Origin of the sequence: Pseudomonas sp. Sample_16, from assembly GCF_004307665.1 — a bacterium.
Lineage (GTDB): Bacteria > Pseudomonadota > Gammaproteobacteria > Pseudomonadales > Pseudomonadaceae > Aquipseudomonas.
This window is the reverse complement of record NZ_RCOB01000052.1, coordinates 144615-166234: the sequence shown is the minus strand read 5'-3', so window position 1 is coordinate 166234 and position 21620 is coordinate 144615. Positions and strand designations below refer to the sequence as shown.

The following is a 21620-nucleotide window of genomic DNA, read 5'->3' as shown; positions in this document are numbered from 1 at the left end:
ACTGACCGTCAACCGTGATGTTGATGGTTGGTCAGTCATCGCTGGCAAGCCAGCTCCCACATTGATTTCCAGCGTATCAGAGCTGTCCGTCGCGATCGCGGAAGCCCAGCAAGTACAGCACGCCATCCAGCCCCAGGGTGGAAATCGCCTGCTTGGCCGATTGCTTGACCAGCGGCTTGGCACGGAACGCCACGCCCAACCCGGCAATCGCCAGCATCGGCAAGTCATTGGCGCCGTCGCCGACTGCAATGGTCTGCTCCAGACGCAAACCTTCCTTGTGTGCCAGTTCTTTGAGCAGATCCGCTTTGCGCTGCGCATCGACAATCGGCTCGATCGCCACGCCAGTCACCTTGCCGTCGACCACTTCCAGTTCGTTGGCGAACACGTAATCGATACCGAGCTTGGCCTGCAATTGCTTGGCGAAGTAGGTGAAGCCGCCCGACAGAATCGCAGTCTTGTAACCCAGGCGCTTGAGTTCGGCGAACAGGGTTTCAGCGCCTTCGGTCAAGCGCAACGAAGCGCCGATAGAATCCAGTACGCCGACATCCAGGCCTTTGAGCAAGGCCAGACGCTCCTTGAAGCTGGCACGGAAATCCAGTTCGCCGGCCATCGCCCGCTCGGTAATTTCCGAAACCTTGTCACCCACACCGGCGGCCTTCGCCAATTCGTCGATCACTTCGGCTTCGATCAGCGTCGAGTCCATGTCGAACACCGCCAGACGACGGTTGCGACGGAACAGCGAATCCTCCTGGAACGCGATGTCGACGTTCAGCTCCTGGGCGACGCTGAGGAATTCGGCACGCAACGCCTGCGGATCGGCCGCCTCGCCGCGTACGGAAAACTCGATGCAACCCTTGCCTTTATCAGCCGGAGTATCCAGCGGCATGCGCCCGGACAGGCGATCGATGTGATCAATGTTCAAACCGTACTTGGCGGTGATCGAACTCACGGCCTGCAGTTGTCCGGCAGTCACCTTGCGGGTCAACAACGTGACGATGTGGCGCTTTTTGCCCTGGTTGCCGACCCACTGCTGGTAATCCTCTTCGGACACCGGCGTGAAACGCACCTGTTGATCAAGCTCATAGCCCTTGAACAGGATGTCCTTGAGCACGGATTTACCTTGCTCGGTGTCGGGAATTTCAACCAGGATGCCGAACGACAAGGTGTCGTGGATCACCGCCTGACCGATGTCGAGAATGTTCACACCACCCTGGGCCAGAACGCCGGTAATGGCCGCAGTCAGACCCGGACGGTCGACTCCCGTGATGTTTATCAGGACGATTTCGCGCAAGGCGCACCCCCGCAGGTGGAAAAAAACCGCATTCTACCCACTTTCAGTGACCATCGGGCACCGTGAGCGCTTTGACGGTCTAGGGCCTGTCGCTATACTGCGCGTCAACTTCACGGACAAAAGAGCCGAGCTCAAGTGAACCGGCCCACGCCAGTTAAAACCGATAACTTCTTCCTGCTGATCTTCCGGGCACTGCGTCACCGCCGTGTACCGATTGCATTGCGCATTGCCAGCCATAACGTGATCCTGGTCGCTCTGGCCCTGGTGATCTACGCCTGTGTGATGGGTTTGCAGTTCAAGCAGGCCATGCATGAGCAGGCGGATGCGCTGGGCGAAAGCCTGACCACGCAGACGGCCACCTCGGCCACCGAGCTGCTGGTGTCCAATGACATCCTCAGCCTCAACGTGCTGCTCAACAACCTGACCAAGAACAAGCTGGTGGCCCACGCCGCCATCTACAGCGTCGACAACCGCATCCTCGCCGAAGCCGGTCAGCGGCCCAAGCACGGCTTGCTGGGCGAAGCCGAGGGCATGTACCAGAGCAAGATCACCTTCCAGGACGTGACGGCCGGGCAACTGCGCATCAGCCTGGACATGGATCAGTTCCAGCAGCCGATGACCATCAGCCTGCAAAGCATGGGCATCCTCAGCGCGATCCTGCTGGCACTTTCCCTGGCCTTGAGCCTGCGCCTGGGTCGGCACATCTCTACGCCGCTCCTGCAATTGCGCGTCTGGCTGCGCAATATCGACGAATACACCCCGGCCACCGAACGCCAGGACGAGATCGGTGATCTGGCCCGGCAACTGCACGCCAACTTCGCACCGGAACCGGCCGAGCCTGAACCGGAGCCGGAACCCGAGCTCGAAGACAGCGATGATGACGATGCCGAACCGGGCTTCGAAGTGCGCAACCTGCGCGATCCGAGCTTCGACGAAAGTCGGCCGATGGCGGCGAAGAAAGCGGCCCCACGGCGCGTTGTCAGCACCGTTGAAGACGATGACGACGATGCGTTTGCCGATTTGCTCGATGACGCAGACAGCGTAGTGAAACCGCTTGCCCGCCCTGCTCCTTCGAATGTACCGCAGCACAGCGCCGTTCTGGCCGTGCAGCTGGGCTCCCAGGAGCAACTGCGTCGCTTGCCGCGCACACGTCTGGAAGAATTGCTCAAACGCTATCGTGATTGCCTTGATCAGGCCGCTTCGTTGTACGAGAGCGAACTGCACACGCTGAACGACGGCAGCACACTGATGCTGTTCCACACCGAAGACAGCGGCGACGACTACCTGACCAATGCCATTTGCTGCGGCGAATTGCTCCGCGCGCTCGGCCACCAGTTACAAATCGAAGTCGCCGACAGCGGCATCACCCTGCAATTGCAGCTGGGCCTGACCCTGGGCGACGATTTATTCGGCCTGAGCCAGATCGATCTGCTGCTGACCGATGCCGCCCAGGACGCCCTGGCCCTGTCGCAACACAGCCGCAACCTGCTGCTGGTGGAACGCAAGATCAGTGACGACGCATTGATCCGCCAACGCGCGCGGATCCGCCCGATTGCCAGCCCTGAAGGTGCTTGTTGCGTAGAGCGGTTGATGGAGCCTTATCCGTCGATGCTGGAGCGGCAATTGGCGCGGATGCATGAACGCCGGGCGTAAGCCTTAGCCCCGGTATAACGAAGCCCGCAGGTGATCACTCGTCTGCGGGCTTTTTTGTTGCCTTCACTGACGCCATCGCTGGCAAGCCAGCTCCCACAGTGATTGATGTCGTACACGCAATCTGCGCTCAACAGATACCCTGTGGGAGCTGGCTTGCCGGCGATGAGGTCATCAGCCGCACTGGAAGTCTCCAACCAGCAGAAAAAACAAAGCCCGCACAAGGCGGGCTTTGGGTTGACTCGGTCCAGGCTTAGAAGCGGAACACTTCCATGTCCGTGCGAATCGGCGAGGCCATCGGGATCTTCGGCTGCTTTTCCGCTTCCGCCGCCGGTGCCACAGGCTTGGCCGCCGGTTTTTTTGGCGCTTCGGCGATTGGCGGCTGGTTGGCCAGAGGCTTGAGCGCGGTCGACAGCTGTTCGGCCAGTTTCTGCAACAGCACACCCTGAGCCTGAACCTGCGCCGCCGTGCTGCCGGCGTGCTGCTCCTGCAAATGAATGATGCGATTGTCGCGGACCTGCCCACGACGGTCGATGAGGCGCCATTGCGCATCGAGGATGGCCGGCTGCTTGGTCCCAGAATCCAGGCGCGTGATGGTCAACAACACTTGAACGTCCGGCGTGAAGCCAACGGTGGCCGGCGCCAATACCACGCGCTGGCTGTCCAGATGACCGGCGACCTGACGCAGCAACAACTGGTCGATGTCGGAAGACAGGCTGCCGGCCCAGCGACCGTCGGTCGCAGCTTGCAGGCTGCCGTCGGGCTGACGCTGCAACAGGGTTTCGCGTTGCAGATAGTCGGCAACGGTCACCGGGCCCAGCAATACAGCCATGCCCGCGCTTTGCGCAGGCTGAACCGGACTACCGCTGTCCAGTTGATACAGCGACACCGGCTGGTGAACGCTGCAGCCCGCCAGGCCAAGAACGCCGGCGAGCATCAGAATAAAAGGAAGGCGCAGAGCAGTCATCGTCCCATCCAGGTGATTGCCACAAGGCTAATCACAGTGAAAATACTCAATAAATATGAAGAACGCTCGGCCACGCCGGCGCTTGAAAGGCCATATCATCCGTGAATATGCGTTCCGACTCCAGCGCGAAAGCGTCGATCTACGCGTTAAATCGTAGATCGAGCGCTCTAGGACGCTTAATTGAGGTTTTCGACGAGCAGCGCATCCACCCGCTGGAAGCCACGCGGCAGTTTATTACCACGACGCCCACGTTCACCCTTGTAGTGTTCGAGGTCGTCCGCTTTCAGTGACAAGGTACGTTTTCCAGCCTGAAGCACCAAGGTTGCACCCTCCGGGATAACGGCGATGTCCGTGACATATTCTTCGCGACTGGCCACTCGCTCACCGGAAATCCCGATGATCTTGTTGCCTTTGCCCTTACCTAATTGTGGCAGATCGCTGATCTTGAAGATGAGCAGGCGACCTTCGGTGGTCACCGACGCCAACCAGTTCTGTTCACGATCGGCGACAGGCCGCGGCAGGATGACCTTGGCGTTGTTCGGCAGGCTCAACAGCGCCTTGCCCGCCTTGTTCTTGGCCTGCAGGTCTTCACCCTTGACCACGAAACCGTAACCGGCATCGGAGGCGATCACGTACAACGCATCGTCTTCGGGCATCAGCACGCACTCGAAACTCGCCCCCGGCGGTGGCGTCAGACGACCGGTCAGCGGTTCGCCCTGGCCACGGGCCGATGGCAGCGTGTGCGCAGCCACCGAATAGCTGCGACCGGTGGAGTCGATAAACACCGCAAATTGGTTGGAACGCCCCGCCGCCAGGGCCTTGAAGCCATCGCCAGCCTTGTAGGAAAGCCCGGTGGCGTCGATTTCGTGACCTTTGGCCGAACGTACCCAGCCTTTCTCCGACAGAACGACTGTTACTTTCTCGTTCGGCAGCAGATCGTGTTCGGTCAGGGCCTTGGCTTCAGCACGCTCGACGATTGGCGAACGGCGGTCATCGCCATAGGTTTCAGCGTCCTTGATCAACTCGCTGCGCACCAGCTTCTTCAGCTTGGCTTCACTGCTCAGCAAGGCTTGCAGCTTGGCTTGTTCCTTGAGCAGTTCATCCTGCTCGGCGCGCAGCTTCATTTCTTCCAACCGCGCCAACTGACGCAAGCGGGTGTCGAGAATGTAGTCAGCCTGGATCTCGCTCAGGGCAAAACGCTCGATCAGCGCGGCTTTCGGATGTTCCTCGGTGCGGATGATGTGGATCACTTCATCCAGGTTGAGGTAGGCAATCAGCAAACCGTCCAACAGGTGCAGGCGACGCTCGACTTTATCGAGGCGAAATTGCAGACGTCGACGAACGGTCTGAACCCGGAACTCCAGCCACTCGACCAGCAAGGCGCGCAGATTTTTCAGCTGCGGCTTGCCATCCAGGCCAATGATGTTGACGTTGACCCGGTAGCTCGACTCCAGCTCGGTGCTGGCGAACAGATGCTGCATCAGCGCATCGTGGTCGAAGTTTTTCCGCGCTCCCGGAATGATCACGATCCGGCACGGGTTCTCGTGGTCGGATTCGTCGCGCAAGTCAGCGATCTGGGGGGCCTTGGACGGTTTGGCCTGCATCATGGCCGCGATCTGTTCCAGCACCTTGGCGCCGGAAACCTGATGCGGCAGCGCGGTGACGATGATGTCGCCGTCTTCGATGTGATAAACGGCGCGCATGCGCACCGAGCCTTTGCCGGTTTCATACATTTTCAGCAGATCGGCACGGGGCGTGATGATTTCCGCTTCGGTCGGGTAATCCGGGCCCTGGATATGCTCGCAGAGCTGTTCGACCGTGGCTTTGGGCTCATCCAGCAAACGCACGCAGGCACTGGCGACTTCGCGCAGGTTATGCGGCGGCACGTCAGTGGCCATGCCCACCGCGATACCGGTGGTGCCATTGAGGAGGATGTTCGGCAAACGTGCCGGCAACACCAGCGGTTCGTCGAGGGTGCCGTCAAAGTTCGGTCCCCAGTCCGCGGTGCCCTGGCCCAGTTCGCTGAGCAGCACCTCGGAGTAGCGCGACAGTCGCGCTTCGGTGTATCGCATGGCCGCAAAAGACTTGGGATCATCCGGCGCACCCCAGTTGCCTTGGCCGTCCACCAGCGTGTAGCGGTAGCTGAACGGCTGGGCCATCAGGACCATGGCTTCGTAGCAGGCCGAATCGCCGTGCGGATGGAACTTGCCGAGCACGTCACCGACGGTACGCGCCGATTTCTTGTGCTTGGAATCAGCGTCCAGCCCCAGCTCGCTCATGGCGTAGATGATGCGCCGCTGTACCGGCTTCAGGCCGTCGCCGATATGCGGCAAGGCACGGTCCATGATCACGTACATGGAGTAGTTGAGGTAGGCATTTTCGGTGAAGTCAGCCAGCGATCGGCGTTCTACGCCATCTAAGCTGTCTGCAAGGATGTCGCTCATGCGGGCCTCATCGGTTCGTTGTCTGGCGCAGCAGCATGGTGCCACCGCGCTGGGTAAATTCAAGTTTGTTCAGTGCGCTCATGCCGAGCAACACCTGGTCGCCATGCAGGCCGGGCGCCACCAGTGCGCGGACATCCCGCAGCACGATGTCGCCCAGTTGCAGGCGTTCTATACGGGTGCGATAGCCCTGGCTCAGGCCATTGGCCGTGCTCAGGGTCACACCGAAACCTTCTGCCAGCTGCAAGCGCTTGGCCAGTTCCGCCGGGACCGCCACATCAGTGGCCCCGGTGTCGAGCATGAAGTCCACCGGCTGCCCGTTGATATGGCCACTGGCGACGAAGTGTCCCTGGGCATTGCTGGCCAGTTTCACCTCGATGTAACCATTGCCCTGTTCCGAGCTCACCATCACATTCGGGTTTTGCTGACGCTCTTCCCACTGCCCGAAAAACCGTGTGGCCAGAAACAGCGCCGCACACCAGGCCAGCACCATCAACACTCGACCGGCGCGTTTACCTGGGGTTTGCTGGCTCACGGCGCGTTCCAGCCACCGTCAGGCGCGGCAAAGCGCCAGACGATCGGACGAAATTCACCATCGGCACGGGCTCCGGTGTTGTTGTCGATACCGATCCAGGCTCCGTCAGCGTCGACTACCAATGCCTCCGTGAGGCCGAAATCCTGGGGATAACGCCGATTTTCCTGCAATGCCTCGTCGGCAAACGACCAGCAACGCTCGAGCTTGGCAGTCAATGCGTCGCGGCGACAGATCTCGAACGCATTGCGTTCCAGGGTGAACAGCTTGCCGTTGAACAGTGACAGATCGGCAAAGTCCCGGGGCATTGCCCTGGCATGGGGGAACTGTGCAGGCTGCATTTCTTTTCCGTCTTCGCTGAGCAGCACGCAGCCGCCGTCGCAATCCCAGACGGTTTGCTTGCGCTTGACCAGCAGCAATCCACGGTTCTGGCGTTCAGCGGCCAACCACAACTGGTCACCCTCAGGATTGATCGCCAAGCCCTCGAACAACGCGTTGAAACGCAACAACATGCCTCTGGCCCGAGCTTCACGCACCATCAGCGGGGAAATCTTCAACCAGGAAGTCGGCCCGGTCGGCGGAATTTGCAACACCGCTGCATGGGCTTCACTGACGACATAGCGGTTGCCGGCGTTGTCGCAAGTAATGCCTTCGAAGTCCAGACCGCCGCCACGCACGAATGACGCCGCCCAGGCCCGCGAACGCAGGCCCCAGGGCAAGCCGCTGTCAGGCACTTCCGGCACGCCGATGCCCAAGGCCTCTGCACGCCAGACGCTGGCCTGGGTATCGAGGCGGTAGATCTGATCGTCGTCGCGGTCGGAGATCGTCCACAGTTCCTTGCCGCACTGAGCCAGCCCGGACAGGTTGCCGCCGCGCATGCCATCGATGGCATGCTCGGACAACAGACGCAGTTGCGGTGCCGGTTCGCCGGACACCGTCATCGAGGTCAGCAGCAACGCACACGCCAGGGCAAAGCCCAGGCGCATCAGCCCAGCACCTCCGCCAGGTTGCCCTTGGATTCCAGCCAGGTCTTGCGATCGCCAGCGCGTTTTTTCGCCAGCAGCATGTCCATGATTTCCGAGGTCGCCTCGAAATCATCCAGCGTCAGTTGCACCAGGCGCCGGGTGTTCGGATCCATGGTGGTTTCGCGCAACTGCGGCGGGTTCATTTCACCCAGACCCTTGAATCGGGTGACCTGAGGCTTGCCGCGCTTCTTCTCCGCCACCAGGCGATCAAGAATGCCGTCGCGCTCGGCTTCGTCGAGGGCGTAGTAGATCTCTTTGCCCAGGTCGATGCGGTACAGCGGCGGCATGGCGACATACACGTGGCCGGCATCGACCAGCGCACGGAAGTGCTGGACGAACAGGGCACAGAGCAATGTCGCGATGTGCAGACCGTCGGAGTCGGCGTCGGCAAGGATGCAGATTTTGCCGTAGCGCAGCTGGCTCATGTCCGCCGCGCCCGGATCGACGCCGATGGCCACGGCAATGTTGTGCACTTCCTGGCTGGCCAGCACTTCGCTGCCGTCGACTTCCCAGGTGTTGAGGATCTTGCCGCGCAACGGCAGGATCGCCTGGAACTCTTTGTCCCGCGCCTGCTTGGCCGAACCGCCGGCGGAATCACCTTCCACCAGGAACAGCTCGGAGCGCATCGGGTCCTGCCCGGCGCAATCGGCGAGTTTGCCCGGCAGCGCCGGACCTTGGGTGATGCGCTTGCGCTCAACCTTTTTGCTGGCCTTCAGACGACGACCAGCGTTGTTGATCGCCAGTTCGGCCAACGCCAGACCGGTTTCCGGGTTGGCATTGAGCCACAGGCTGAACGCATCCTTGACCACGCCGGAAACAAACGCCGCGGCTTCCCGGGACGACAGGCGTTCCTTGGTCTGGCCGGAGAATTGCGGTTCTTGCATTTTCATCGACAGCACGAAAGCGATGCGCTCCCAGACGTCTTCCGGGGCCAGCTTTACGCCGCGCGGCAACAGGCTGCGGAATTCGCAGAACTCGCGCATGGCGTCGAGCAGCCCCTGGCGCAAACCGTTGACGTGGGTACCGCCCTGGGCGGTCGGGATCAGGTTGACGTAGCTTTCCTGCACCGCGTCGCCGCCTTCCGGCAGCCACAGCAGCGCCCAGTCCACCGCTTCCTTGTTACCGGCAAACGCGCCACAAAATGGCTCGTCCGGCAGGCGCTCGAATTCGCTGACCGCATCGACCAGGTAGGAACGCAGGCCGTCTTCGTAATGCCATTCGACTTTCTCGCCGGTGGCTTTGTCTTCAAAACTGACCAGCAGCCCCGGGCACAGCACGGCCTTGGCCTTGAGCACATGCTTGAGGCGGCTGATGGAGAACTTCGGTGAGTCGAAGTATTTCGGGTCCGGCGCAAAGAACACGCTGGTACCGGTGTTGCGTTTGCCGACCGTGCCGACCACTTCCAGCTCGGTGGCCTTGTAACCATCGGCGAACGTCATCTGGTATTCGTTGCCGTCACGCTTTACACGCACCCGGACTTCGGTCGACAAGGCGTTGACCACCGAAATACCCACCCCGTGCAGACCGCCGGAGAACTGGTAGTTCTTGTTGGAAAACTTGCCACCGGCATGCAGCTTGGTGAGGATCAGTTCGACCCCGGAAACACCCTCTTCGGGGTGAATGTCCACCGGCATGCCACGGCCGTCGTCGCTGACTTCCAGCGAGTGATCGGCGTGCAGGATGACCTGCACCGATTTGGCGTGCCCGGCCAGAGCTTCGTCGACACTGTTGTCGATGACTTCCTGGGCAAGGTGGTTCGGCCGACTGGTGTCGGTGTACATGCCGGGGCGTTTGCGCACCGGGTCGAGGCCCGAGAGGACTTCGATGGCGTCGGCGTTATAAGAGCTAGCGCTGGGAGTGGCCATGGGGTCTCGTCGTCAGTCATTCATTGAAAATAGGGGCGAGGTTTCACAATGCGGTGAAATCTATCGCCTGATACACATCGGCGCCAATGCCGGCAAAACTCAGCATGGCTGGAAGCTGTGCGGCAAACCCCTGGAAACTATGGTCGCCGCCGGCCTGGATACGCAAGGCACAGGCCCGGTAATACTGCTGGGCCAGGCGATAGTCCAGCGTTTCATCCCCCGTCTGCAACCATACCTGATACCGCAGCGGGTCCAGGGGTGGCGGCACTTCCAGCTCGGCCAGCGCCGTTACGTGGTCGTGGGTCAGTTCCCAGGTCTCATCGGTATACAGGTTTTTCTGCGTCCCCAGAAATCCGTCGAACATCCGGTGCGGGCTGACGGCAGGGTTGATCAGCAGGGCTTTCAGGCCATGGCGCTCGGCCAGGTGAGTCGCATAGTAGCCGCCGAGTGAGCTGCCGACCAGTAATGGCCGCCCGAGCGCTGCAATCGCCTGTTCAAGCTGACCGATGGCCTCGCGGGGATGGTGATGCAAGGCCGGCACGCGCAAATGGTCGCTCAAGCCCAGCCGTTCCATCACTGCGCTCAACTGCGTGGCCTTTTTCGATGCAGGCGCGCTGTTGAAACCGTGGATATAAAGGATCGAACCGGACATTTGGACTCCCTGCGCGTCGGGTAAAGAAGCGGAGTTTACAGGGACTCGGGGGATGTTGGGTGCCATCGCCACCGAATTGAACACAGCCCCTGTGGGAGCTGGCTTGCCAGCGATGAGGCCGTCACATTCAACATTGATGTTGTCAGGCAGTCCGTAATCGCTGGCAAGCCAGCTCCCACAATGGAAATCAGTGTTCGCGGGAAACGTGTCAGTAGCCGTTGGAGCCGTAGTCGACCTGGAAATCGAAACCGGTAACGCGTTCCACCCCGGTTTGCAGCTGTCCATCGGGCATCAACCGCAACCAGCGATACCCCGGCGCCTGCTCTCCGACCGTGAAGTCCTCGCTACCCGGTTCAAACTGAATGCAGGTCGACGGCGAGGCGATCAGACGCACATTGTCACGCAATTGATCGATCTCCTGATGCACATGCCCCCACAGCACGGCACGCACCTGCGGAAAACGATCGAGCACTTCAAAAAAGGCGTCCGGATTGCGCAAACCGATCGGTTCCATCCACGCACAACCAATCGAAACCGGATGATGGTGCAGGCACACCAGATGATGCCGCTGCGGTGCCTCGCTCAACGAGCGGGCCAACAGTTGCAATTGTTCGTCCTGCAGGTAGCCCGGCACTGAGCCCGGCACTGCCGAATCGAGCAGCGTGACTCGCCAGTTGCCGATATCCACTACCGGCTCCAGCAATGCACTCTGAACGGCGGCCTCGGCCATGATCTGCGGCTCGTCGTGATTGCCGGGAATCCAGCGCGCCGGCGCATCGAGCTGTCGGGTCAGGTCGCGAAACGCCTGGTAAGACTCCAGCGAGCCGTCCTGAGACAGGTCACCGGTGGCCAGGACCAGGTCGATCCGTGGCTGCTGGGCGCGCACCCTTTCAAGGACTTTTTGCAGGCTGTCGCGGGTGTTCATGCCCAGTAGCGTGCCGTGCGCCTCGGCGAACAGATGGCTGTCGGAAATTTGCACCAGCAGTGCCGGCTCAGCGGTGCTCAAGGTGGATACGCTCGGCAAGGTGTTCTCCCAGGGCGTGATCACGGGATTGGATGATTGGCGCAATTATGCTGGGGGACGATCGAAAGAAGAAACCTGTGAACCTGACGCAGTTCACAACTGCGACGGAAGTTAACGTACCACTTCGTACTCATGCCCCAATGCCAGGCAATGACTCAGCCACTCGCCCAGGAACATGTTCAGCTGGGCTTTTTCGTCGGGCTGGTGCATCGAGGCATTTGGATAAGGATAGATGCCGCGAAAGCGTCGCGCATGTTCGGCACTGACCACTTCGGCCATGCAGGCATCGTGATAGACCTGTACTTCCAGTTGCGGCACCGGTAGCCAGGGCAGACTGTGCTCCTGACGCACTTGCAGGGTGGTGGTGTACGGACAGACCTGCAACACCTCCAGCGCCAGCACGCCGAGCATCTGGTCGCCATGGGTCACGGCGATGCGCCTCGCCGCAGGCTCGCTGCGCATGTCCGGCAACAGTCGCATCAGGCGCGCGTAGTTCGCCTCACAGGACGCTTGCAGCCCCACGAGGTCCACTCGATAGCGATCGCGCAGTTTGTTTACGACCATAACCCCCTCACTTCAACGCGATTCAAAGCCAGCCATTGCAAGGCAATGATGCTTGGCGCGTTGGCAATTCGTCCATCGCGTACGGCTTGCAGGGCATCTTCAAAGGCCCACACCGAAACGCGGATATCTTCGGCCTCTTCCTCCAGTCCATGCAGGCCACCGGCGCCGGTGGTGTCGCAACGCCCCAGGTACAAATGCACGAATTCGTCGCTGCCGCCCGGCGATGGAAAATATTTGGTCATCGGCCAGAGCGCTGCGATTTCAAGCCCAGCTTCCTCCTGCGCTTCGCGGTGAGCAACTTCTTCCGGCTGTTCGTCCTTGTCGATCAGACCGGCAACCAGTTCTACCAGCCACGGATTGTCGGTCTTGCCGAGGGCACCGACACGAAACTGCTCGATCAGCACGACTTCGTCTCGCTGCGGATCGTACGGCAGCATGCACACTGCATCATGACGGACGAACAGTTCACGGTTGATTTCGCGGCTCATGCCACCGGCGAACAATTCATGGCGCAAGTGCACGCGTTCGAGCTTGTAGAAGCCCTCGAAGCACTTTTCGCGCCGAACGATCTCTACGGCGGTCGGAATGGCGTTGGCAAAATCGGTCATGACAATCCTCATTACTTCAATCCGATACGAGATTCCTTTTCCCGTGGAACCTCGACTTCGCGCCATCCTAACGCGCCCGTGAGGTTTGATGCAGCCCCTTTCCCGTCAGCGGGATAGACGGTGAGGACGAAACCCACTCTAATTAGCTTAGTGGCGAACTGACTGCTCCGTTGGTAGTCGAAGCGGGTAACTTTTTGCCTTTCCCTGATTTATGAAGGACGCACATGTCGCTTTTTAAAATCGCCTCCGTGGCCGCTATCGCCCTGACCCTGGGCGCCTGCCAGAGTTTGTTCCAGCCCAATTATCGCGCACCGCTGGAAGTCACCCGCGACGCCACCGAACAGCTTCAGCCGGGTTGCAAGGATCAGGATTGCCCGCTGGTGAACATCGACACCCTGCACTTCCCCGCGGAACCCGCACTGGATGGCATCATCGAAAAGCGCCTGCTGGCAATGACCCGCACCTCGCCCGATGCTCCGGTCGCGCCGACGCTGGCGGCCTATCGCGAGCAATTCTTGCGCACTGCGGGGCCACGCAACAGCAGCTACCTGCAAGCGAAAGTACGCGAGCAGCATGACGGCTTGGTGATCATCGAATTGTCCAGCTACCTGGACACTGGCGGCGCCCATGGCACGCCGGGCCGCGGCTTCATCAACTACTCGCGTCAGCAGCATAAAGTGCTGACGCTGGCGGACATGCTGGTGCCAGGGCAGGAAGAGGCGTTCTGGAAAGCCGCGCAGGTGGCGCACAACAGCTGGTTGATCAGCACCAAGCTCGATCAGGAACCGGAGTTCGTCAAAAGCTGGCCGTTCCAGAAAACCCAGAACGTGGCGCTGACCTATGGCGGGGTGATCCTCAAATATGAAACCAGCAGCATCGCGCCGTACGCACTGGGCCATGTCGAACTGAAGATCCCCTACCCTCGCCTGAACGGCATCCTCAAGCCCGAGCTGTTTCCCGGCCGTAACTGAAGGCCCGGCCCAGCACCAGCTGCAGCAACCCTGCCACCACCAGTGCCGGCAGGGTTGCACCGATATCGGCATACAGGTTGGCCAGCAAATGATAGGTGCTGATCCCGCCCAGCCAGGCGAGCAGCGCCGGCCAGCGCAGCGCGGCTGACGCCACCTGGCCACTGCGCTTGCGCAGGATGAAGTGATCCACCAGCACCACGCCGAACAGCGGCGCAAACACCGAGCCGATCAACAGCAGGAAGTTCTGGTACTGGGCCAATGGCGCCAGCAAGGCGATCAGCGTGCAGATCACGCCGATGGCCAATGCCAGGTGCTCGACTTTCAGGCGCAACAGAATCCCGCTGGACACCGCTGCCGAGTGAATGTCGGCGAAGGCGTTCTCCGACTCGTCCAACAGAATCAACAGCAACGGAATGCCCAGGCCGGCGCCGGCCAGTGCCAGCAACAGGGCATTGACTTCACCGCTCGGCGCGAACGCCAGGGTGTAGGCCACGCCCAGGCTCATCAGCCAGAAATTACCGATGAAGAAACCGATGGCGGTGCCACCGAAGACGTTTTTCGCCCGCTTGCCGAAACGCGAGTAGTCGGCAATCAAAGGCAACCACGACAGCGGCATGGCGATGGCAATGTCGAAGCCCACGGCAAACGGCATCGAGCCATCGCCGGCCTGCGTCCACAATGCGGCCAGATCGGCCTTGGCGAACAGGTTCCAGGTCAACCAGATGCACGCCGCCAACAGCAACCAGATGCCCCACTTGCGCAATATCTTGCGCACGAAGGTCAACGGACCGCTGACAGCGAGCAAGGTCGCCAGCGCGCCGAAAAACAGCGTCCACAGCACCGGGCTCGACATCAGACTGGCGTCGCTGAAAGCCTTGGCGCCCAACAGGCTGGCGGCATCGCGCATGACGATGATTTCGAACGCCCCCCAACCGATCAGTTGCAGCAGGTTCAGCACTGCCGGCAGGCTCGCGCCCTTGGCGCCGAGGCTGAGTTTGAGTGCAGTCATCGATGACAGGCCGGTGTCGCTACCGATCACCCCGACCGCCGCCAGTAGAAGAACGCCGACCAGCGTGCCGAGGAAAATCGCCAGCAACGAGCCCGACAGGCCCAGGCCTGGTGCAAGCAATGCGCCGGTCTGCAGGACCATCAGGCCGATGCCGAGGGAGAACCACAGAGAAAACAGATCGCGGCCGCCGAACACACGTTTGTCGATCGGCACGGCGATATCAGGTGAGTAAGTGCTGGGTTGAATGCTCAAGGGTGTTATCTCAGAGGGACATTTGTTGTTGTATTGATCACCGAACCTGTGATTGATCGTTCCCACGCTCTGCGTGGGAATGCCTCTAGGGACGCTCCGCGTCCAGTGACGCGGAGCGTCACGGGCTGCATTCCCACGCAGAGCGTGGGAACGATCAGTACGGGATCAAACCTTCTTGTACAGCTGGCTGCCTTCCTGCTTGAAGCGCTCGGCCTGTTCGGCCATGCCTTGGGCAACGTCCACGTCGACCGCTTCGATGCGTTGGTTGGCCGCGTACTCGCGGACTTCCTGGGTGATTTTCATCGAGCAGAACTTCGGCCCGCACATCGAGCAGAAATGCGCGACCTTGGCCGAATCCTTCGGCAGGGTTTCATCGTGATACGAACGAGCGGTGTCCGGATCAAGGCCCAGGTTGAACTGGTCTTCCCAACGGAATTCGAAGCGCGCCTTGCTCAAGGCGTTGTCGCGAATCTGCGCGCCCGGATGTCCCTTGGCAAGGTCGGCGGCGTGGGCGGCGATCTTGTAGGTGATGATCCCGGTCTTCACGTCATCCTTGTTCGGCAAACCCAAGTGCTCCTTGGGCGTTACGTAGCAAAGCATGGCGCAACCGAACCAGCCGATCATTGCCGCACCGATGCCGGAGGTGATGTGGTCGTAGCCCGGCGCGATGTCGGTGGTCAGTGGGCCGAGGGTGTAGAACGGCGCCTCGTCGCAGCATTCGAGCTGCTTGTCCATGTTCTCTTTGATCAACTGCATCGGCACGTGGCCCGGGCCTTCGATCATGCATTGCACGTCGTGCTTCCAGGCGATCTTGGTCAACTCGCCGAGGGTTTCCAGCTCGCCGAACTGTGCTTCGTCATTGGCATCGGCAATCGAGCCAGGACGCAGGCCATCGCCCAGCGAGAAGCTGACGTCGTAGGCCTTCATGATTTCGCAGATGTCTTCGAAATGAGTGTAGAGGAAGTTCTCTTTGTGATGCGCCAGGCACCACTTGGCCATGATCGAACCGCCACGGGAGACGATGCCGGTCACGCGTTTGGCGGTCATCGGCACGTAGCGCAGCAGCACGCCGGCGTGGATGGTGAAGTAGTCGACGCCCTGCTCGGCTTGCTCGATCAGCGTGTCGCGGAACAGCTCCCAGGTCAGGTCTTCGGCGACGCCGCCGACTTTTTCCAGGGCCTGATAGATCGGCACAGTACCGATCGGCACGGGCGAGTTGCGGATGATCCACTCACGGGTTTCATGGATGTGCTTGCCGGTGGACAGGTCCATGACCGTGTCCGAACCCCAGCGAATGCCCCAGGTCAATTTCGCCACTTCTTCTTCGATGGACGAACCCAGGGCGCTGTTGCCGATGTTGCCGTTGATCTTCACCAGGAAGTTACGGCCGATGATCATCGGTTCCAGTTCGGTGTGGTTGATGTTGGCCGGGATGATCGCGCGGCCCCGGGCGATTTCGTCACGGACGAATTCGGGGGTAATGACTTTCGGCACGCTGGCGCCGAAGCTGTGGCCGGCGTGCTGCTGGTCCAGCAGGCCGGCGGCGCGGGCCACTTCCAGCTTCATGTTTTCGCGGATGGCGACGTATTCCATCTCGGCGGTGATGATGCCTTTGCGCGCGTAGTGCATCTGGCTGACGTTGGCGCCCGGTTTCGCGCGACGTGGATTGTTGACGTGAGCGAAACGCAGCTGGGTCAACTCGGGATCGGCAAGGCGTTCCTGGCCGAAATTCGAACTCAGGCCAGCCAGTCGCTCGGTGTCGCCACGGGCCTCGATCCACGGCGAACGCACATCGGCCAAGCCTTTGCGCACGTCGATGATGACGTTGGGATCGGTGTACGGGCCTGATGTGTCATAGACCACGACCGGTGCGTTGACCTCGCCGCCGAAGTCGGTCGGCGTCACGTCGAGGCTGATTTCACGCATCGGCACGAGAATGTCCGGACGAGAGCCCTGGACATAGATTTTTTGCGAGCGGGTAAACGGCTGAACCGATTGCTGATCGACCTTGGCCGATTCACTCAGGTTGGTGGCGATTTTTGCTTTTGTAGTCATCACGGGTTCTCCAGACATCATCCAGGCAGTGGATTTTTGTCGGAGCGAACCTGTAAACGAATGGACGCACGGGCGCTGGGAAACCAGCTGTGCTGTGCTCGGTGCACGAGGGCTGTTCGATTGTCGAACAACATCCCGGACGAAGCACAAGAGGACTCGCCGGGTGACGAGAAATCTTGTTCCCTACGCAGGCGTTAACCTGATCAGGTTCAACGGGATCCGAAATTATTCGATCTCAGCCTCATAGCAAGGCACCCCGACAAGAACCCGGCCAGTCTAGACACAACTGGCAAAGAACGCCAACACCGCTGCAAACACCTTGATGAATGGCGTAATTACGGGGGAAGGCAGGATTGTTGCCGATTGAATGCACAACTACACTCGCTACGCCGAGGCTGCGCATTGACGCTGCACCTGTAGCGCCTTAGCCTTGGCGCTTAAATTACTTGTGTAATATTTCTACTAGGGATCGCCTATGCTGCGCAAACTCTCACTGGCCGTTGCCGTGTCATGTGCGTCCAATGGAATGGCCTGGGCAGCAGAAGCGCCCTTGTCGACAAAAAACGATCTGGTCAGCGTCTACCAGGAGGCGGTGGACAACAACGCCGACCTCGCTGCCGCCATCGCTCAATATGGCGCCCAGAAAGAAGTCGTGCCCCAGGCCCGCGCCGGGCTGCTGCCCAATCTGTCGGGTGGCGCGGATGTCACCAGTGTCCGCACGTCTATCGATCAGCCGTCGGCCACTGCCAACCGCAATGCCCACTCTTACCAGGCAACCCTGGCACAGCCGCTGTTTCGTGCCGATCGCTGGTTCCAGTTCCAGGCCGCCAAGGACGTCAACGAACAGGCCGCCCTGCAACTCTCGGCGACCCAGCAAAACCTGATCCTGCAAACCGCCGACAGTTACTTCAACGTGTTGCGCAGTCAGGACAACCTGGCATCGACCAAGGCCGAAGAAGCCGCGTTCAAACGGCAGCTGGATCAGTCCAACGAACGTTTCGATGTCGGCCTTTCGGACAAGACCGACGTCTTGAACTCACAAGCCAGCTACGACACTGCACGTGCCAACCGGATCGTCGCGCAGCGTCAGGTGGATGACGCGTTCGAAGCCCTGATCACCCTGACCAACCGTCAGTACAAGGCTATCTGGGGCATTTCCCATAACTTGCCGATCCTGCCGCCGGCACCGAACGATGCCAAGGCGTGGGTCGACACAGCCGCCAGACAGAACCTCAATCTGTTGGCCAGCAACTATGCCGTCAGCGCCGCCGAGCAAACCCTCAAACAGCGCAAGGCCGGCCATGCACCGACCGTTGATGCCGTGGCCAGATACCAGAAAGGCGATAACGACGCACTGGGCTTCAGTAACCCGAGTGCCTTTGGGCAGTCGTACAAGGGTGATGTCGAGCAATCGTCGATTGGCCTGCAATTGAACATCCCGATCTACAGTGGCGGGCTGATCAATTCCCAGGTCCGTCAGTCTTACGCTCAACTGGACCAGACCGAGCAGCAGCGCGAATCCCTGCGCCGGCAAATCGTCGAAAACACCCGCGACCTGCATCGCGCGGTGAACACTGACGTCGAACAGGTACAGGCGCGCAAGCAATCGATCATCTCCAACCAGAGCGCGGTGGAAGCGACCGAAATCGGTTATCAGGTGGGGACGCGAAACATCGTCGACGTGCTGGATGCGCAGCGCCAGCTGTACACCTCGGTGCGTGATTACAACAACACCCGCTACGACTACATCCTCGACAACCTGCGCCTCAAGCAACAGGCCGGGACATTGAACCCGGGTGATTTGCAGGACCTGGCGCGCTGGCTCAAGGCCGACTACAACCCGGACAAGGATTTCCTGCCACCGGATCTGGCCAAGGCTGCGGCTGAACAGTTGAAGGCCCGGCCGGGTCAGTAAAAAGGCAACTTGGGTGAAAAGCTTTCTGTGGCGAGGGAGCTTGCTCCCGCTCGGCTGCGAAGCAGTCGTAAAACCTGGCAATGCGATATGTCTGTATGCAGTGCGGTGTCGGGGTATGGGGCTGCTTCGCAGCCCAGCGGGAGCAAGCTCCCTCGCCACAATTGGTCAGTGGCCAGCGATCAACCGGCCTAGCCCATCCAGCAACCGCTGCAATGCGCCCTGATTGCTGCGCATCACTTTCAAGCCTGCTTCGGCCATGCGTTGTGCATCCCGCGGCAATTCGAACAGCCGCTGAACTGCCAGGGCCAAACCTTCGGCATCTTCCACTTCCTGCAAGGCCCCGGCACTGCGCAGTTGCGCGGCGATTTCGAGGAAATTGAACAGGTGCGGGCCACTCAATACCGGTTTTGCCAGCGCGGCCGGCTCCAGCAGGTTATGCCCGCCGTTGGGCACCAGACTGCCGCCGACAAAAGCGCTGTCGGCCAACGCGTAGAGAAACAGCAATTCACCCATGGTGTCGCCGAGCAGCACCGAAGTACCGGCACCAACCGGCTCGCCGCTGGAACGCCGGACCGTGGCAAACCCTTGTTGCTGGCACAAGCCGTACACCGAATCGAATCGCTCCGGATGACGCGGCACCAGGATCAGCAACGCATCAGGATGATCGGCCAGCAACCGGCGATGGGCCGCCAGCACTACTTCATCTTCGCCGTCATGGGTGCTCGCGGCGATCCACACCGGGCGCTCCTGGGCCTGCCATTGGCTACGCAATTCGCTGGCGCGCTGCAACAGTTGCGGATCGATCGTCAGGTCAAACTTGATCGAGCCGGTCACTTCAACCGTTTCTACCCGCGCCCCCAGATCACGGAAACGCTGGGCCTCGGCTTCGGTCTGCACCGCGAACAGGCTCATCTCGGCCAGCATTGGTCCGGTCAATTTGCCGAAGCGGCCATAACCCTTGGCGGATCGTTCCGACAACCGCGCATTGGCCAGTGCCACCGGAATCCCGCGCTTGGCGCATTGATGAATATGGTTGGGCCACAGCTCGGTTTCCATGATCACCGCCAGTTTTGGTCGGACCCGATCAAGAAAGCGTTTAGCGGCGCACGGCAAGTCATAGGGCAAATAACAGTGCTGGATGCGCGGCTCAGTGGCAAACAACGCCTGGATGCGCTCCGAGCCAGTTGGCGTCATGCACGTCACGGTGATCGGCAATTGTGGATAGCGTTGCAGCAAGGCACGGATCATCGGCGCGGCAGCAATGCTCTCGCCCACCGACACCGCATGCACCCAGATACCGCCCGGTTTCATCGCGGGCATGCCATAGGAGAAACGCTCGCCAATGCGTTTGGCATACGCCGGCGCCTTGCGTGCGCGCAGCCAAAGCCGAATCGCCACCAATGGCAGCCCCAGATAAAACAGCGCGGTGTAGAGAGTTCTATTCATGGCGGCGGAGTTTATCGGCTTTTTTCGCCGATCGCCTGCAAGTGCACGGCAAAACGTTCAGCAAGCCAGCGAGCCGCCGGACCGAGCGGTTCGTCGCGGCGCCAGACCAGCTCCACCACCAGCGCCGGCGGAGTCCATTCGCTGACCAGTTCCACCATCTGATTCTGATACGTCGGGTACTGCACCACGTGGCGCGGCAACCATGCCCAACCCAGGCCGCGCACCAGCCATTCGGCCATCACGTAGAAACTGTCGGCACGCCAGACTTGCGGACTGGCTGGCTCGCTGCCCGGATAAATGCTGGACTCCGTCGACATCAACAACTGCCGGTGTTGCGCCAGTTGCTGGCAGTCCACTGTGCCCTTGGCCGCCAGCGGATGATCCCTGCCGCACACGGTGACCATTTCGACGCTGCCCAATACCCGCCGTTCCAGCGCTTCGGGTATCTGATCATGAAAGAACAACAACCCCAGATCGGCCCGCCGCTCCACCAGTTTGCGCGCGACATCGCCTTGGGCGGCGCTGGTCAACTGCACTTCGACACTGGGAAATTTTTCCGCCAGGGCTTCGAAGCTTTCGATGATCGGCTGGTAAGGCATCGCCTCGTCCTGCGCCACACGCAAACGGGCCTCTTGCCCGCGCATCATCGCCAACGCCCGGCCATTGAGGCGTTCACACTGGCGCAGCACTTCTCGGGCCTCCTCCAGTAATGTCGTGCCGGCCTCGGTGAGTTTCGGCTGACGGCCGCTACTGCGCTCGAACAGGCTCACGCCCAGGTCTTCCTCCAGCAATGCAATAGAACTGCTGACCGCCGATTGCGCCTTGCGCTGATCCCGCGCCACGGCGGAAAACGATCGTTGCTCAGCCACGCTGACAAACAGCCGCAACTGCTCCAGATTCCATTGTGTGTTCATGGCTCAACCCATCTCCAAAGCAGATAGGTAATGACTTTACCGCATCTGGGGAATCTCTAAAATGCCGACCTCAGAGAGCAACACTTCACACGAGGATTGAACCATGACCGCCTACTACTATCTGGCCATCGCCATCTGCGCCGAAGTGATTGCCACTGTTTCGATGAAAGCGGTCAAAGGCTTCAGCACACCGTTGCCCTTGTTGCTGGTCATCGTCGGTTACGGGATTGCCTTCTGGATGCTGACGCTGGTGGTGCGCAGCGTGCCGGTGGGTGTTGCCTACGCGGTGTGGGCCGGCATGGGCATCGTCATGGTCAGTGTGGCGGCGCTGTTTATCTACGGGCAGAAACTGGATGTGCCGGCGATGCTGGGGATGGCGTTGATTGTGCTGGGGGTTGTTGTCATCCAGCTCTTCTCCAAGACTGCCGGGCATTAAGCT

18 protein-coding genes and 1 riboswitch are annotated in these 21620 nt (G+C 60.5%); of the genes, 4 read left to right on the top strand and 14 right to left on the bottom strand.

Annotated elements, in window-relative coordinates; translation table 11 throughout:
* Window positions 1–76: 76 nt before the first annotated feature.
* Complete coding sequence (gene serB / locus D8U69_RS07650) at window positions 77–1291, bottom strand: phosphoserine phosphatase SerB (RefSeq protein WP_034148725.1); 1215 nt, start codon at window positions 1289–1291, stop codon at window positions 77–79.
* A gap of 135 nt (window positions 1292–1426) precedes the next feature.
* Between serB and D8U69_RS07645 the strand changes: the two genes are divergently transcribed.
* Window positions 1427–2944 (top strand): AhpA/YtjB family protein, encoded by a 1518-nt coding sequence (locus D8U69_RS07645; RefSeq protein ID WP_130907035.1) that lies wholly within the window; start codon window positions 1427–1429, stop codon window positions 2942–2944.
* 250 nt (window positions 2945–3194) lie between these two features.
* Here the strand turns inward: D8U69_RS07645 and D8U69_RS07640 are convergent, their stop codons facing one another.
* The 9 genes from D8U69_RS07640 to D8U69_RS07600 all read right to left on the bottom strand — a co-directional run bounded on the left by D8U69_RS07640 (window position 3195) and on the right by D8U69_RS07600 (window position 12619).
* Window positions 3195–3908 (bottom strand): ABC-type transport auxiliary lipoprotein family protein, encoded by a 714-nt coding sequence (locus D8U69_RS07640; protein ID WP_056852353.1) that lies wholly within the window; start codon window positions 3906–3908, stop codon window positions 3195–3197.
* Between the two features lie 176 nt (window positions 3909–4084).
* The gene (parC, locus tag D8U69_RS07635; protein WP_056852352.1) at window positions 4085–6352 is read right to left on the bottom strand and encodes a DNA topoisomerase IV subunit A; all 2268 of its coding nucleotides are present in this window, start codon (window positions 6350–6352) and stop codon (window positions 4085–4087) included.
* A 7-nt stretch (window positions 6353–6359) separates the two neighbouring features.
* Window positions 6360–6884, bottom strand: coding sequence for a TIGR02281 family clan AA aspartic protease (locus D8U69_RS07630; protein WP_056852351.1), 525 nt, complete (start codon window positions 6882–6884; stop codon window positions 6360–6362).
* Window positions 6881–7867 carry an esterase-like activity of phytase family protein gene (locus D8U69_RS07625; RefSeq protein WP_130907034.1) on the bottom strand — a complete coding sequence of 329 codons (987 nt, stop codon included), beginning with the start codon at window positions 7865–7867 and terminating at the stop codon, window positions 6881–6883. Before D8U69_RS07625 ends, D8U69_RS07630 begins: the two co-directional genes overlap by 4 nt.
* The gene (parE, locus tag D8U69_RS07620; protein WP_056852349.1) at window positions 7867–9771 is read right to left on the bottom strand and encodes a DNA topoisomerase IV subunit B; all 1905 of its coding nucleotides are present in this window, start codon (window positions 9769–9771) and stop codon (window positions 7867–7869) included. The genes D8U69_RS07625 and parE overlap by 1 nt, the downstream gene beginning before the upstream one ends.
* Window positions 9772–9814: 43 nt before the next feature.
* Window positions 9815–10423, bottom strand: a complete 609-nt coding sequence (locus D8U69_RS07615; RefSeq protein ID WP_056852348.1) for a YqiA/YcfP family alpha/beta fold hydrolase — start codon at window positions 10421–10423, stop codon at window positions 9815–9817.
* Window positions 10424–10631: 208 nt separating this feature from the next.
* On the bottom strand, window positions 10632–11447 hold the full coding sequence (gene cpdA, locus D8U69_RS07610; RefSeq protein ID WP_130907033.1) for a 3',5'-cyclic-AMP phosphodiesterase: 816 nt from the start codon (window positions 11445–11447) through the stop codon (window positions 10632–10634).
* A 111-nt stretch (window positions 11448–11558) separates the two neighbouring features.
* Window positions 11559–12011 carry a DUF1249 domain-containing protein gene (locus tag D8U69_RS07605; RefSeq protein WP_008063540.1) on the bottom strand — a complete coding sequence of 151 codons (453 nt, stop codon included), beginning with the start codon at window positions 12009–12011 and terminating at the stop codon, window positions 11559–11561.
* On the bottom strand, window positions 12002–12619 hold the full coding sequence (locus D8U69_RS07600; protein ID WP_056852346.1) for an NUDIX domain-containing protein: 618 nt from the start codon (window positions 12617–12619) through the stop codon (window positions 12002–12004). Before D8U69_RS07600 ends, D8U69_RS07605 begins: the two co-directional genes overlap by 10 nt.
* Window positions 12620–12843: 224 nt before the next feature.
* Here D8U69_RS07600 and D8U69_RS07595 point away from each other — a divergent pair, with 224 nt between their 5' ends.
* On the top strand, window positions 12844–13590 hold the full coding sequence (locus D8U69_RS07595) for an RsiV family protein (RefSeq protein ID WP_056852345.1): 747 nt from the start codon (window positions 12844–12846) through the stop codon (window positions 13588–13590).
* On the opposite strand, the gene cytX is transcribed toward D8U69_RS07595, so the two are convergent.
* Both cytX and thiC read right to left on the bottom strand, forming a co-directional pair.
* Complete coding sequence (gene cytX / locus D8U69_RS07590; protein ID WP_056852344.1) at window positions 13559–14851, bottom strand: putative hydroxymethylpyrimidine transporter CytX; 1293 nt, start codon at window positions 14849–14851, stop codon at window positions 13559–13561. The genes D8U69_RS07595 and cytX overlap by 32 nt on opposite strands.
* Window positions 14852–15016: 165 nt before the next feature.
* Window positions 15017–16906, bottom strand: a complete 1890-nt coding sequence (thiC, locus tag D8U69_RS07585) for a phosphomethylpyrimidine synthase ThiC (RefSeq protein WP_056852343.1) — start codon at window positions 16904–16906, stop codon at window positions 15017–15019.
* 163 nt (window positions 16907–17069) lie between these two features.
* Window positions 17070–17175: riboswitch (TPP riboswitch) on the bottom strand.
* Between the two features lie 206 nt (window positions 17176–17381).
* On the opposite strand from thiC, the gene D8U69_RS07580 reads away from it, so the two are divergent.
* Window positions 17382–18821, top strand: a complete 1440-nt coding sequence (locus D8U69_RS07580; RefSeq protein WP_056852342.1) for a TolC family outer membrane protein — start codon at window positions 17382–17384, stop codon at window positions 18819–18821.
* A gap of 165 nt (window positions 18822–18986) precedes the next feature.
* On the opposite strand, the gene waaA is transcribed toward D8U69_RS07580, so the two are convergent.
* Entirely contained in the window at window positions 18987–20267 is a 1281-nt protein-coding gene (gene waaA, locus D8U69_RS07575) for a lipid IV(A) 3-deoxy-D-manno-octulosonic acid transferase (RefSeq protein ID WP_130907032.1), read from the bottom strand.
* Window positions 20268–20278: 11 nt separating this feature from the next.
* Window positions 20279–21181: a LysR family transcriptional regulator gene (locus tag D8U69_RS07570; protein WP_130903955.1), complete on the bottom strand. Its 903-nt coding sequence runs from the start codon at window positions 21179–21181 to the stop codon at window positions 20279–20281.
* 103 nt (window positions 21182–21284) lie between these two features.
* On the opposite strand from D8U69_RS07570, the gene D8U69_RS07565 reads away from it, so the two are divergent.
* Complete coding sequence (locus D8U69_RS07565; protein WP_008004867.1) at window positions 21285–21617, top strand: multidrug efflux SMR transporter; 333 nt, start codon at window positions 21285–21287, stop codon at window positions 21615–21617.
* The last annotated feature ends 3 nt before the right edge of the window (window positions 21618–21620 follow it).